The organism is Gordonia liuliyuniae, assembly GCF_021739025.1.
Taxonomy (GTDB): domain Bacteria; phylum Actinomycetota; class Actinomycetes; order Mycobacteriales; family Mycobacteriaceae; genus Gordonia; species Gordonia liuliyuniae.
This window is the reverse complement of sequence record NZ_JAKKOT010000002.1, coordinates 49,389-62,490: the sequence shown is the minus strand read 5'-3', so window position 1 is coordinate 62,490 and position 13,102 is coordinate 49,389. Positions and strand designations below refer to the sequence as shown.

Here is a 13,102-nt window from a genome sequence, read left to right as displayed (position 1 = left end):
AGAGAGCCTTGGGCCCCTACTCCGGCCGGCGGTAGCTGTCGTAGTCGGGCATCGGCCGGGTCGGGTCGGTGATCGGGCGGAAGGAGCCGGTGTCGGTCTCGTCCGCGGGGCTCGGGGCCACGTGATTGTGGTCCGTCTGGCCCTGCTCCGGCTGGCTCCAGGCCGAGGGCGCCGTCTCGTCGACCGGCGGCTGCGACCAGTACGGGTCCTGTGCGGTGGGCTGCGCAGGCATCACCGTGGTGTCGTCGGTGGACGAGACGGCCGGGATGGCCGTCGTCGCCTCATGCGACCCCGAGTACGCATACGAGGCGTTCGGATCCGTCGGGTAGTCGCCATTGGGTCCGTTGTCGTCGGGCCCGTCACCATCGGGCCCATTACCGTCCGGTCCCCGCCCGTCGGTCTTTCCGTCGGTCGTGCGGCCACGCCACACGAGGATCGCCCAACCGATGAGCAGCAGGGCGCCGAGAACCCCCAGCCCGATCGGCACGTACTTGCCGCCCCAATTCAGAAGCGACAGGTAGTGCTTGGTGCGATCGGCCTGCTGTGCGACCGTCTCGTCTGACCATTTGAACGTCGCCTTCAGCGCGTCCATCTCGAAGTCGCGGACCGCTTCCGGCGATTCCTCGCTCTGATCGGGCGACTTGAAGTACTGGTGCTGGTCTTCGTAGCCGTAGATGATCGTGCCGGTGGTCGGCTCCACGTACACGTGGCGCGTGGCCTTCGCGTACCGGTGCATCTCCACCGGGTCACGGCTCTTCACGCCCTTACCCGAGATGCCCCACCAGCGGGCAGGCATGTTCAAGATCGTGCCGAGCGCGGCTTCGCCCGAAGCGTCGGGGAGATCGGACAGGTCCTTCTCCGGGACATCGGCGACGAAGTGATAGGTGTCGACGCCGTCGATCCGGCGTTCCTCCACGAACTTCGCGACCGAGTCCTGGCGACTGTTCGAGTCGTAGTAGTAATAGTCCCGCTTACCAACGTCGAAGCCGAACTTGTACTGGAAACCCTTGCGGTCCTCCAACTTCACCGACGCCTCGTCGACGTTCCCGCCCTCGGGGACGGCCTCGAGTTGCAGCGAGCTCACGTTGCCGTTCGGCACAGACGTCTTGCGATCCACCGACACCCGGTCGATCGTCGCGGTCAACAGCGCGTCGTCGCAGGGGAGCTCCCCGTCGGTCGCCATCGTGAGGTCGCGTTCCTGGCCGTCGGCGTCACGGACCCGGTCGATACGCACCGTCTGCGCCGACTGGAGAGTCGCCTGGTTCTCGTCGGACGGATCGACGATCACCGACCGACGCTGCTGCGTCAGATGCGCGTCGAACACCGCGGCACGACGTTCGGAGACCGAGCACCGGTCGAAGATGCGGGCGGGGAACCGGTCGCCGGTCTCGCCCTCGGGCGCGACGGTCTCCGCGACCGACGTGATGTCGAGGTCGAGCGGGACGACCTTCAACTTCGGTACGAGATACGTCGGCAGGGCGATCGCCGCCGCGATGCACGCGACGCCGAGGAATGCCATCAGTGCGAGTAGGACGCGCTTCACGTGGTTCGGCTCCTCGTAGAGGGTGCAGGGGCGGTGGTCGCGACGTCAGGCATTGCGGGCCCGCCGGTCGCGTTCGGCTTCCTTCAGTATCCCGGCCATGTAGCCGTAGATCTCGCGGTCGCTGATGGCCTTCCACCGCGGTGCGAGGAGTTTCGTGTACTTCTCCACGTACAGCAGTTGCTTCCCGACGAGGACGAGCTCACGAGGCAGCCGTGCGTCGTGGGCCTTCGCGACGGCAGCCATCTGTCGGCCGAGATCGGTGTAGCTCATCGAACCGAGCTCTGTCGTCGACAACGGCGTCGTGACCTTCCGGATGTCCTCGGCGCCCTTCTCGGTGGAGCCCGGCTTGTGGACGGCTCCGAGGAGGAAGATCGCGCGGCCGGCGGAGTCATAGTCCTGTTTGACGATCAGGTCGACGACGAGCTGGCGCAGGATGCGGCGGGTCCGCGCGTCGAACCGACCGACAATCCCGAAGTCGAGCAGGACGAGTACGCCGTCGTCGTCGACGAGGACGTTCCCGGCGTGCAGGTCGCCGTGGAAGAGTCCGCCGTGGAACGCCGAATCCAGCAGGGAGAGCAAGAGATTCCGGCAGAGGGCTTCGCCGTCGTGTCCGGCGGCGCGGACGGCGGCGACGTCGTCGATGCGGGTGGCGTAGATGCGTTCCATCGTCATCACGCGGCGAGTCGTCAATTCGTCGTAGACGTGGGGCACGCGCACCCGATCACCGAACGGTCCCGGTTGGAGACACTCGAACCACTGACGCATGGTTGCGGCCTCGTTGCGGAAGTCCAGTTCGGCGTCGAGGCCGTCGGCGAAGTCTTCGACGACGTGGCGCGCCGACAGCATGCGGCCGTACTCGGAGACTTCGGCCAATCCGGCGAGCCGCTCGAGAATCGCGACGTCCGGCGCCAGACGTTCGGCGATGTCGGGCCGCTGGATCTTGACCACGACTTCTTCGCCGCTGTGCAGGGTCGCGGTGTGTACCTGGGCGATCGACGCCGACGCGATCGGCGTCTCGTCGAACGTCGCGAAGATCTCGTCGGGCGAGCCCCCGAGGTCGTCGATGAAGATCTGCCGCAGCTGTGCGTAGTCGGCGGGGCGGACCTGGTCGAGCAGCGTTGCGAACTCGCCTGCCATCGTCGGACCGAACACGCCAGGACTCGACGCGATGAGCTGTCCGAGCTTCACATACGTGGGCCCGAGGTGCTCGAAGGTTCGTCTGACCTGGTGGGCGATGTCCCTGGTGTCGGGGGTGTGCCCGCGCAGCAGGCCTGTGATGCTGCCTGCGACGAATCGACCGACACCGAAGGCGGCGTGCCCGGCGGTCGACGTGAAACGTCCCGCTTCGGCGATCGCTGAGACGGCGGGCAGCTGGCCCCGCACGGTCTCGACGTCTTCATTCATGGTCATCACCATTGTGGAGTGTAGTTGACTCGCACCGGGGCCCTGCTTCTTCCGAGGTGGGCGTGGCAGTCGTCTCCCGGCGCGGGCGTGGCAGGCGTTGCCGCGACGGGGTCGGCGGACTAGCGTCGACACCAGTTTTCGATCAACAGACGAAAAGCGGAGGGAAGGGCAGCGGATGACGGCAACCCAGCGGTGCGCCGACCTCGTCGTGATCGGTGCGGGGATCGCGGGGCTGACCGCAGCCCTGTCGGCGGCCGAACGCGGGCTCGACGTCGTGGTCCTCAACAAGGGGTCGCGGTGGGATCCCGACGCGGCACGGTCGGCGACGCCGCACGCCGAGCACTCGACGTCGACGTTCTACGCGCAGGGCGGCATCGCGGTCGTCGACCCGTCGGTACCCGACGATTCGGTCGGGTTGCATCTGACCGACACGCTCGCCGCGGGGGCCGGGCTCGCCGACCCCGTCGCGACCGAGCCGATTCTCACCGACGGTTGGCCCGCGGTGGCTCAGCTCGTTCGTCGCGGAGCCGACTTCGACTCGGCTCGGGGGCGCTTCCTGCGCACCCGCGAAGGCGGCCACAGCGTCCGCCGGATCATCCACGCGGGCGGCGACGCGACCGGCGCCCGAGTTCAGGCTGCGCTCGGAGCGGCCGTCGGTCGCTCACCCGTCACCGTGATCGACGAGAGTTGGGCGTCGGACGTCCTCACCGACGACGGCGAGGTGGTCGGCGTGGCCTATGTACACGACGGCGTACGCGGGGTGGCCTGGGCGCCGACCGTGCTGATCGCGACCGGCGGTGTCGGGCACGTCTACGCCGCGACCACCAACCCGGCGGGGGCGACCGGCGACGGCATCGCCCTCGCGCTCCGGGCGGGCGCAGCCGTCGCCGACCTCGAGTTCGTCCAGTTCCATCCGACGATGCTGTACGTTCCGGGCGCGCGTGGCCGCCGGACGCTGGTGAGCGAGGCGGTTCGCGGCGAGGGCGGCCGACTCGTCGACGCCGCGGGACGATCGGTGACCGCAGGCGTTCACCGGCTCGGCGATCTCGCACCACGCGACGTCGTCGCCCGGGCCGTCCGTGCGGCCATGGAGCGGACCGGAGCGGACAGCGTCTACTTGGACATCACGGGCGTCGACGACTTCGAGGACCGGTTTCCGACCGTCACCGCAGGGGTCCGCGCTTCCGGGCTCGACGTCAGCGGCGGGCGGTTGCCGGTGGTGCCGGGCGCGCACTATCTGTGCGGAGGCATCGTGACCGACATCGACGGCCGAACCGGAGTCACGGGCTTGCTGGCCGCGGGGGAGACCGCTCGCACCGGACTGCACGGGGCCAACCGGCTCGCGTCCAACAGTCTCCTCGAAGGTCTCGTCATGGGCAGGCAGGCTGCAGCGCAGGCCGTGGAGCGGGCCGGACGATCGGTCGCCGAGGTGGAGGTGCCCGGTCTCGGCGTCGCGCAGGCGCTCGACCGGACGGTGCTGCAGGACGCGATGTCGGGACGGGTCGCGCTCGACCGTGACGCGCAGGGGTTGGCGGAGGTGGCCCGGCTGCTGGCCGACGCCCCCGAGCGTGCGCGACGTGACCTCCGGGCGAGCGAGGACGCGGCGCTTGCGCTCACCGCTAAGGCCATCGTCACGGCCGCGCAGACGCGGCAGGAGTCGCGCGGGTGTCACGCGCGCACAGACTTCCCGGACAAGTCGGCGATAGGCGTGTCGCGGAGCTTCGCTCTCGTCGGCGACGAACTGGTAACCGTCGCCGAGCGTCCGGTGTCGCAGGAGGCGGGCGTGTCGGCCAGGTCCTAGTCTTCACCTCGGTAAGCTCCGTAGACTGCATGGAGTCCATGACGTTAGGGGTGTGACCATGAGTGGTGGCCGGTGCTGGTCGTCGATCGTCGCCACCCCGAATGAGCGGTCTGCTCTCCGACTCGGAGTCGACGCGGAGTGGCTCGTCGGCTGCGTTCTACCCGAAGGTCATCCCGGCGCGCACGCTTCCGACGGCGCGCAAGAACACCACGGACGGCGACGCTGGCTGGTCTGGGGTGATTTCGCGCGCGGTGCGCAGATGCTCCGCGACGAGGAGCCCTGCCCGAACACCGAGCTCGACGGCACGCCGTGCCTCTACTACCTGGGACACAGTGGGGCGCACCGATACCCGGGTATTCCGGAGGGGCCGCCGAGCGACGGTTTCGCCTCGCCGATGGACCGTCGACCCTCGCCTCAAACACCCCGCCCCGACCAGCGGGGTTTCCCGCCGACGCAGCCGTGGAACGCACTGACCCAGTTCGACATGGACCCGGACCCGCCGACCGATCAGTTCCCGCCCCTGCCTGCGCCGCCCGGATGGCCTGCCAGCGCGTCCCAGCAGACGTCCAGGCGCTCCGTCGAGTACCAGCCAGCCGTCGAACAGCCCGTGCGGACCTCCGGTGTCGACGCGTCCACGTTGGACCAGCTGTTCGCCGACCTGCCATCGCTCGCCCCCGAGGATGCGCCGATCGTGTCGCCGGACTCCGACGCGTGGACCGCTCCCGGCTTCCTGCACTCGCCTGACTCCGCCCCCGATGATGTCGCAGTCCCGGAGGCCGTGGCCCCTTATGATGCCGCCCCTGATGATGCCGCCCCTGACGATGCCGCCCCTGACGATGCCGCCCCTGACGATGCCGCCCCTGACGATGCCGCCCCCGAGGTCGTCGACGGATTCGTGGCGTCGCACGACGCGCCCGATGTCCCGGAGGCGAGTGCGCCGTTGCCTGCCACGGGCCCCGCGCGTTTCGAACCGGCCGAGGCAGCCGACGGCGCCATGCAGCATCAGCCGGTCAAAGTCGTTAACGAGTACGAGCCGTCCCTGGGCGAGGACACTCCCGGAGGATCGACGACCGTCGTCTACCGCGACGACCCGGACGCGTCGATCATGGAAGTCCGACCTACGTCGAACGACGTGCTGACGACGTCGATCCTGCAGGTCATCGCATCGAACGACGACCCGGTGCGAATCGGCGTGCCGACTACGCTGCGGCCGATCTCCGGTCCCGCGCGAACTGCGGGGCCCGCGGGGCCCGCGCCCGAACAGCTGTCCGGCGCCGATGTGAAAGCGATGACCGATGCGGTGCGTGACGCCGCGGATCGGTTGCGCGCCAATCCCGGCGCCGACGACACGTACGCCATCAGTGAGGCGCTGCGCGATATGGCGTCGTCCCTCGGTCGCCTGGCCGACCGTTTCGGCAAATAGGGCGATCCGCAACCGTTGAGAACCTAGTCTGGACACATGTCCACGACGATGTCCGAGATCGGCTATTACGCACTGTCGCGACATCCCGTCGCGCCTGCAGATCTCGTCGCCGAGGCGCGAGTCGCGGACGAGATCGGGCTCGGCGCGGCATTCGTGTCCGAGAGGTTCAACATCAAGGACGCGACGGTGCTGTCCGGGGCGCTTGCGGCCGCGACATCGCGGTTGGGGATCGGCGTCGCGGCGACCAACCACCACACGAGACACCCGATCGTCACTGCGACCGCAGGGGCGACGCTGGCCGAACTGAGCGCAGGCAGGTTCGCGTTGGGGCTGGGACGAGGAATCGGGGCCCAATGGCAGGTCCTGGGTCTTCCGACCGTGACCGGAGCGCAGATCGCGGATGCGGCAGGCGTTCTGCGCCGCCTGTGGTCCGGCGAGATGATCGTCGGGCACGATGGGCCGATCGGCTCGTACCCGCTGTTGAATCTCGGTGTCACGGTGCGTATCCCGATCACGCTGGTGACGATGAGCCCCGCGACGCTGCGGCTGGCGGGCGAGATCGCGGATGGCGTCGTCCTGCATACCTTCCTTTCCGACGATGCGACGCGCGCCGCCGTCGACACTGTCCGGGCGGCTGCCGACTGTGCGGGCCGCGACCCGGCATCGATCAGGATCTGGTCGGTGGTCGCCACGGTCGCTGACGCACTGGAGCCCGCCGACCGCCACCGGCGGCTCTACGGCCGTCTCGCCACCTACCTTCAGGGATACGGTGACGTACTGGCGCGGGCGAACGGTTGGCCAACCGCCGAACTCGACGCGGTGCGGGCGTCGGCGTCGTTCACCTCGGCGCGCGGACCGATCGACGCCACCGCCACCGACGACGAGATCGCCGCGCTGGCCGCCGAGATGCCCGCATCGTGGGTCGCGGATTGCGCTACCGGATCGGCGGCCGAATGCGCGCGGACGGTCGCCGACCAGTTCGCGCTCGGCGTCGACTCGGTGATCCTGCACGGTGCGACGCCGACCGAACTCGCGCCCGTCGTAGACGAGTACCGGCGGATTCGATCGCGACCCGTCGAGCTGCCGATCAACCCGGGGTGGATGCGGTGATCCCGACGAGTGCGGACGGATTGACCGCGGAGTATCTGACGGGGCTGCTCCGTCGTCACGGCCACCTCGCGACGGTGGCCGACGTGACGGCCGAGCCGATCGGATCCGGCCAGATGGCCGGGTCGTATCGGCTCGTACTCGACTCCGAGGGCGACGCACCTCGCACGATGGTCGCGAAGCTGGCCGTCGGCGACGAGTCGCAACGAGCCTTTGCCTCGGGGGCCTTCCGCAATGAGGTCCGCTTTTATGCCGAGGTCGCCGGGACCCTCGACGTCCCCGTGCCGCGCGCGTACGGGTGGGACATCTCGGAGTCGGGGGCTGAGTTCGTGCTGCTGCTAGAGGACCTCGCGCCTGCCGAGCAAGGCGATCAGATCGCCGGGTGCACGCCGGGACAAGCGGAGGCCGTCGCCGTCGCCGCAGCCGGACTGCATGCTCCACGCTGGTGCGACGAGACCTGGTTCGACGTCGACGGATTCGGCCCGGTGACACATGACGACCGACTCCTGCTCGAGTCCGTGCTAGAGCCGATGGCTGACGCGCTTCGGGGCCGTCTCGCTCTCAGCGACGAGGAGGAAGCGGCCATCGGCTGGCTCGTCGCCGAGGCGGGCGATTGGATCGAGCGACCGCCGAGCAGGTTCGCTTTGACGCACGGCGATCTGCGCGTCGACAACGTGATGTTCGCGCCGGACGGTCGGGTCACGATCGTCGACTGGCAGACCATTACACCTGGACATCCGTTGCGGGACATAGCGTTTCTGGTGTCGACCAGCCTGTCCGTCGACGATCGCAGACGGCACGAGCGCAGTATCGTCGCCGCCTATCATCGCGCGCTGTCCGAACGGGGAGTCGTGGACTACTCGCTGGACGAATGCTGGACCGACTACCTCGGTTCCCTGATGCAGGCGCCGCTCATCGTTGTGTTCGGCGCCGGTGCGGCACAGCCGACCGAACGCGGTGATCGCATGTTCCACACGATGCTTCACCGGAGTTCTGCAGCCATCGCCGACCATACCCCCTAGGGGTAGACAAATCCTCTCAATAGGAGTATCCCTGGATACCAGCAGGGGGTATTGGAGAGGATGGTGGGCATGCCCGAGGACCACACCGTGGACACCGGTTGCCACGACGACTGTGCGAACCACGGTCACCACGGATACATCGGAAATCAGACCGGCTATCTACGGCGACTCAAACTCATCGAAGGCCAGGCGCGCGGACTGCAGCGCATGGTGGAAGAAGAGGCCTACTGCATCGACATCCTCACGCAGGTGTCGGCGATGACGAAGGCTCTGGAAGCCGTCAGTCTCGGCCTCCTCTCCGACCACATGAGCCACTGCGTCGTCGCCGCCGCACGCGAAGGCGACGAGGCAGCCGACGAGAAGATCGCCGAAGCCATGAAGGCGATCACCCGACTCGTCAAGTCCTGACGGCTTCGCCGGTCCAGACAACAACCAATAGAAGGAGAACAATCATGAGCGAGACCACCACCATCACCGTCGACGGTATGACGTGCGGACACTGCGCCGCGTCGGTGCGAGAAGAGATCAGCGAGATCACGGGCGTGACGAACGTCGATGTCGACGTCGCCAGCGGTCGTGTCGACATCACGAGTGACGCCGCGCTCGATGCCGCCGTCGTGGGTGCGGCGGTCACCGAAGCCGGCTACACGGTCCGATGACCGCGCTGTCGCGTCCCGGTGTGCGAATCGCCGCGTTCGTAGCCGGGCTCGGGGCAGTGTTCGGGTTGGCGTTCGGGATCGGCCGCGGCGTCGGCCCGTGGGACACCGATCCCACGCCCGGACACGCGCCCACGATGAACCACGGTGCGGCGCAGAATGAAGGGATGCACCGATGACGCAGTCTGTGGCCGCCGATCGTGACGTCGATCTGGAACTGATCGGCATGACGTGCGCGTCGTGCGCCAACCGGATCGAACGTAAACTCAACAAGCTCGACGGGGTGAGCGCCACCGTCAACTATGCGACCGAGCAGGCGCACGTCGAATATGAACCGTCGGTGACACCGGACGATCTGATCGAGGCCGTGCGGGCCGCCGGATACGACGCGACGCGAGTCGCGCCCGTCGCCGCCGACAGCGTTGACTCCGACAGCGGTGATCGGGCGCCGACACGCGCCGAGCTCGAGGTCGCCGCCCTGCGTCAGCGACTCATCGTCTCGGCGATCCTCACCGTCCCGGTCATCCTGTTGGCGATGGTTCCGGCCTGGCAGTTCACCAACTGGCAATGGTTGTCGCTGACGTTGGCTGCGCCTGTCGTCGTGTGGGGCGCCCTGCCGTTCCACCGCGCGGCGTTCGCCGGATTGCGGCATGGCACCACGACGATGGACACGTTGATCTCGGTGGGGACGATCGCCGCGTTCGGGTGGTCGGTCTACGCCCTGTTCTGGGGCGACGCCGGGGTGCCCGGCATGCGCCACGGATTCGACCTGATCGCGTCGCGAGGCGACGGCGCGTCGAACATCTATCTGGAGGCTGCCGCGGGCGTCACCACGTTCCTGCTGGCGGGACGGTACTTCGAGAAGCGGTCCAAACTCCGTGCAGGGGATGCTCTGCGCGCGTTGGCCGAGGTCGGCGCAAAGGACGTGACCCTCGTCCGGGACGGTCGCGAACAGACAGTGCCGATCGCGCAGCTCCAGGTCGGGATGCGGTTTGTCGTCCGACCCGGCGAGAAGGTCGCGACCGATGGCGTCGTCGTCTCGGGCGCGTCGGCGATCGACCAGTCGATGATGACGGGCGAATCAGTTCCGGTCGAGGTCTCGACAGGCGACTCGGTGGTCGGCGGAACCGTCAACGCGCAGGGCCGAATCGAGGTCGACGCGACCGCGGTCGGCTCCGACACCGCGCTGGCAGGCATGGCGAAGATGGTCGCCGATGCGCAGGCCGGTAAGGCCGAGGTCCAACGTCTGGCGGATCGGGTGTCCGCGTACTTCGTCCCGGCGGTCATCGCGATCGCGGCCGGGGTGCTCGGCTTCTGGCTCGGTGTCGGCGGGGGCGCGGCGCTGGCGTTCACCGCGGCCGTCTCGGTCCTGGTCATCGCGTGCCCGTGTGCGCTCGGGTTGGCGACGCCGACCGCGCTCATGGTCGGGACCGGTCGCGGCGCGCAGCTCGGCATCCTGTTGAAGGGGCCGGAAGTGTTGGAGTCGACCCGCCGGGTGGACACAGTGGTCCTGGACAAGACGGGCACCGTGACGACCGGCGAGATGGCCGTCACCGACGTGTTCGTTGCGGATGGTGTCGATGTCGACGGACTGCTGGCACGCGCCGCCGCCGTCGAATCGGGATCGGAGCATCCGATCGGACGGGCGGTGGTCCGTCGCGCCGACGGCCTCGATCTGCCGGACACGTCGGAGTTCACCAACCTCGCCGGGGCGGGCGTCAGCGCGACGGTCGACGGATTCCGGGTTTCCGTGACGAGGCCGAGTGACGCGCCGGGGGAGTTGCCTGCCGGTCTGCGCTCGGCGATCGATGAGGCGTCGGCACAGGGTGCGACTCCCGTGGTCGTCAGTGTGCGTGACGAGGTCGCCGGGGTGATCGTCGTGGCCGACACGGTGAAGCCGACGTCGGCCGCCGCGATCGCCGAACTCAGGCGGATGGGTCTGCGACCGGTCCTGCTGACCGGCGACAACGAAGGAGCGGCCCGCCATGTCGCCGCGCAGGTCGGGATCGTCGACGACGCTGGCGGCGCCGCTGTCATCGCGAACGTGCGGCCGGAGGGCAAGGTCGACGCGATCGCGCGACTGCAGGCCGACGGCCGGGTGGTCGCGATGGTCGGTGACGGGGTCAACGACGCAGCCGCCCTCGCTTCCGCGGACCTCGGTCTGGCGATGGGGACCGGTACGGACGTCGCGATTGAGGCGAGTGACCTGACGCTGGTCAGTGGCGATCTGTGGGCGGTGGTCGATGCGATCGCGTTGGCGCGCAAGACGCTCGGCACCATCAGGGGCAACCTGTTCTGGGCGTTCGCCTACAACGTCGCGGCCCTGCCACTGGCGGCTGCTGCGCTCCTGAACCCGATGATGGCGGGTCTCGCGATGGCTCTGTCGTCGGTGTTCGTCGTCGCGAACAGTTTGCGGCTGCGCGGCTTCCGGTCACGTCGGGCCTGAGCGTCCGCAAGTTCCCCGTTCAGCGCCGGCATCGCTCTCTGAAGGTATGGCGGCCGTGAGCGGGGAACTTGAGGACAAGAACCGGTTCGAGGCGCACACTGAAGACATGCGCACCCCGAAGATAGTCCTCGCCGTCATAGCCGCTGCCGGTCTCGTGGTCGCGGTTCCCACTCAAGCTCATGCCGCCCCTAAATGTCCGACGACGGTGACCGCGTCGACGTCGAAGGCGGCGACCGTCTCTGCACTGCGGAACTCGTGCAGCCAGGCCGGGATCGACCGGCTGTTCCGCACCGCTGACGCCGGCGCCATCCCGAAGGGCGTCTACCACGGTCAGACGCGGCCGATCGGCGGACCGAACGATGCTGCGTCCGACGCGGCGAGCGCGATCTGGTCCGGTAAACACTTCTACAACGGTTGGCTCAACAACCGCGTCCTCGGCGGAGAAGCACTTTCGGCGAACGTGTACTACGGACCGTCGACCGTCGACGGCAAACGCGTCGTCCGCATCGACTACGCGCGCAGCGGTCTCGGATTCGCACACGACGAGCTTCGTCGCCTGCCCAACGGGGTCTACGTGGGCTACGGCTTCCTCGGCGCCGACAAGGGTGTGAGCTTCTGGGTGTGGAAGTGAGTTGAGTCAGCGCACCAACAGATCGTTTCCGTTCAGTCCGAGCGACGCCACGTCCAGCGAGGTCGTGATAGACGACTCCGGCAGGGAACCCTGCTGTTCCAGGGCCTTCCGGAGAATCTCTGCGGCGTCGATGTTGAGGGGACTCGACACCCACATCGCGTAGGGCAGGTTGATGAACCGCTTCTCCTGCACCGCTCGCAGCGACCGACTCGCCGGGTTGCTGCGCAGGCTGGCTATCTTCTCTTCCACCGACTGACCCGGGTAGTCGACGAACGCGATCACGTCCGGATCCGCGATCGCCAGACGTTCCCAACTGACCGCTGTCCATGTGTCGTCGACATCCTGGGTCGCGTTATGCGCGCCTGCCGCGTCGATGATCCCTTGCGGTCCGCCGAACGATCCCGACGTGAACACGGTGTCGCTCCCGCTGTCGAACAGGAAGACGGTCGGCCGGTCCCGGGTCTGCGGTGCGGCCCGCAACGTCGCCAGACGGTTCCGGACCTCGTCGGCTGCAGCCGCGCCCTCGTCGGCGTGGCCGGTGATCGTGCCGATGTTGCGCAGATCGGTGTCAAGCGCCACCCAGGGATCCATCGTGCCCCGTTCACTCTCGCCGTCCGCCTGGCGGCACGCCTCCGAAAGTTGATAGACGTCGATGCCGTGCTGAGCCAGCACGTCGACGGTGATCCCGCGGGATTCACTCATGCCGTAGTTGTAGCCCGCGTAGACGACCTGCGGTCGAGCGGCGACGAAGTTCTCGAGCGTCGGGTTCTCGGTGGTCACCTCGTTCAGGGCGTCGACTTGCTGTCCGAATTCGAGGCGGAGGATGTCGGCGTCGCGCGAGAGTGAACTCACCGCGGTGATGTTGTCGCGGGCGCCTGCCGCCAATGCGGTCGCGATCATCCCGCCGTCGTTGACGAACAGTCGGTCGAGCGGCTGGTCGAAGGTCACCTCCTCGCCGCAGTTGGTGACCGTGACGGTGGCTCCGGTCGTGGACGTCGACGCCGAACCGCACGCGGCAGCGGTGACGGCGATCGCGGTCGTCGCGGACAGGGCGATTACGGTGCGCACG

At 68.2% G+C, this 13,102-nt stretch carries 12 protein-coding genes; 9 read left to right on the top strand and 3 right to left on the bottom strand.

Going from position 1 to position 13,102, the window contains the following annotated elements; translation table 11 throughout:
• Positions 1–16: 16 nt before the first annotated feature.
• The gene (gene pgfA / locus L5G28_RS01410) at positions 17–1,543 is read right to left on the bottom strand and encodes a cell envelope lipid trafficking protein PgfA (RefSeq protein WP_237000015.1); all 1,527 of its coding nucleotides are present in this window, start codon (positions 1,541–1,543) and stop codon (positions 17–19) included.
• 45 nt (positions 1,544–1,588) lie between these two features.
• Positions 1,589–2,953 (bottom strand): ABC1 kinase family protein, encoded by a 1,365-nt coding sequence (locus L5G28_RS01405; protein WP_237000527.1) that lies wholly within the window; start codon positions 2,951–2,953, stop codon positions 1,589–1,591.
• Between the two features lie 169 nt (positions 2,954–3,122).
• Here L5G28_RS01405 and nadB point away from each other — a divergent pair, with 169 nt between their 5' ends.
• From nadB to L5G28_RS01360, 9 genes are all read left to right on the top strand, one after another.
• Positions 3,123–4,748, top strand: a complete 1,626-nt coding sequence (gene nadB, locus L5G28_RS01400) for an L-aspartate oxidase (RefSeq protein ID WP_237000014.1) — start codon at positions 3,123–3,125, stop codon at positions 4,746–4,748.
• Positions 4,749–4,806: 58 nt separating this feature from the next.
• The gene (locus tag L5G28_RS01395) at positions 4,807–6,171 is read left to right on the top strand and encodes a hypothetical protein (protein ID WP_237000013.1); all 1,365 of its coding nucleotides are present in this window, start codon (positions 4,807–4,809) and stop codon (positions 6,169–6,171) included.
• A 36-nt stretch (positions 6,172–6,207) separates the two neighbouring features.
• Positions 6,208–7,281 (top strand): TIGR03857 family LLM class F420-dependent oxidoreductase, encoded by a 1,074-nt coding sequence (locus L5G28_RS01390; RefSeq protein WP_237000012.1) that lies wholly within the window; start codon positions 6,208–6,210, stop codon positions 7,279–7,281.
• Positions 7,278–8,300, top strand: a complete 1,023-nt coding sequence (locus tag L5G28_RS01385) for a phosphotransferase family protein (RefSeq protein WP_237000011.1) — start codon at positions 7,278–7,280, stop codon at positions 8,298–8,300. Before L5G28_RS01390 ends, L5G28_RS01385 begins: the two co-directional genes overlap by 4 nt.
• A 69-nt stretch (positions 8,301–8,369) precedes the next feature.
• Positions 8,370–8,708, top strand: coding sequence for a metal-sensitive transcriptional regulator (locus tag L5G28_RS01380; RefSeq protein ID WP_237000010.1), 339 nt, complete (start codon positions 8,370–8,372; stop codon positions 8,706–8,708).
• Between the two features lie 44 nt (positions 8,709–8,752).
• Positions 8,753–8,959, top strand: a complete 207-nt coding sequence (locus L5G28_RS01375; RefSeq protein WP_237000009.1) for a heavy-metal-associated domain-containing protein — start codon at positions 8,753–8,755, stop codon at positions 8,957–8,959.
• Entirely contained in the window at positions 8,956–9,135 is a 180-nt protein-coding gene (locus L5G28_RS01370) for a hypothetical protein (RefSeq protein ID WP_236996578.1), read from the top strand. The genes L5G28_RS01375 and L5G28_RS01370 overlap by 4 nt, the downstream gene beginning before the upstream one ends.
• Positions 9,132–11,402, top strand: coding sequence for a heavy metal translocating P-type ATPase (locus L5G28_RS01365; RefSeq protein WP_237000008.1), 2,271 nt, complete (start codon positions 9,132–9,134; stop codon positions 11,400–11,402). Before L5G28_RS01370 ends, L5G28_RS01365 begins: the two co-directional genes overlap by 4 nt.
• A 55-nt stretch (positions 11,403–11,457) precedes the next feature.
• The gene (locus tag L5G28_RS01360; RefSeq protein ID WP_237000007.1) at positions 11,458–12,033 is read left to right on the top strand and encodes a hypothetical protein; all 576 of its coding nucleotides are present in this window, start codon (positions 11,458–11,460) and stop codon (positions 12,031–12,033) included.
• Positions 12,034–12,039: 6 nt separating this feature from the next.
• On the opposite strand, the gene L5G28_RS01355 is transcribed toward L5G28_RS01360, so the two are convergent.
• A complete protein-coding gene (locus L5G28_RS01355; RefSeq protein WP_372476849.1) occupies positions 12,040–13,101 on the bottom strand; it encodes an ABC transporter substrate-binding protein in 1,062 nt (353 codons plus the stop codon).
• Position 13,102 lies beyond the last annotated feature (1 nt).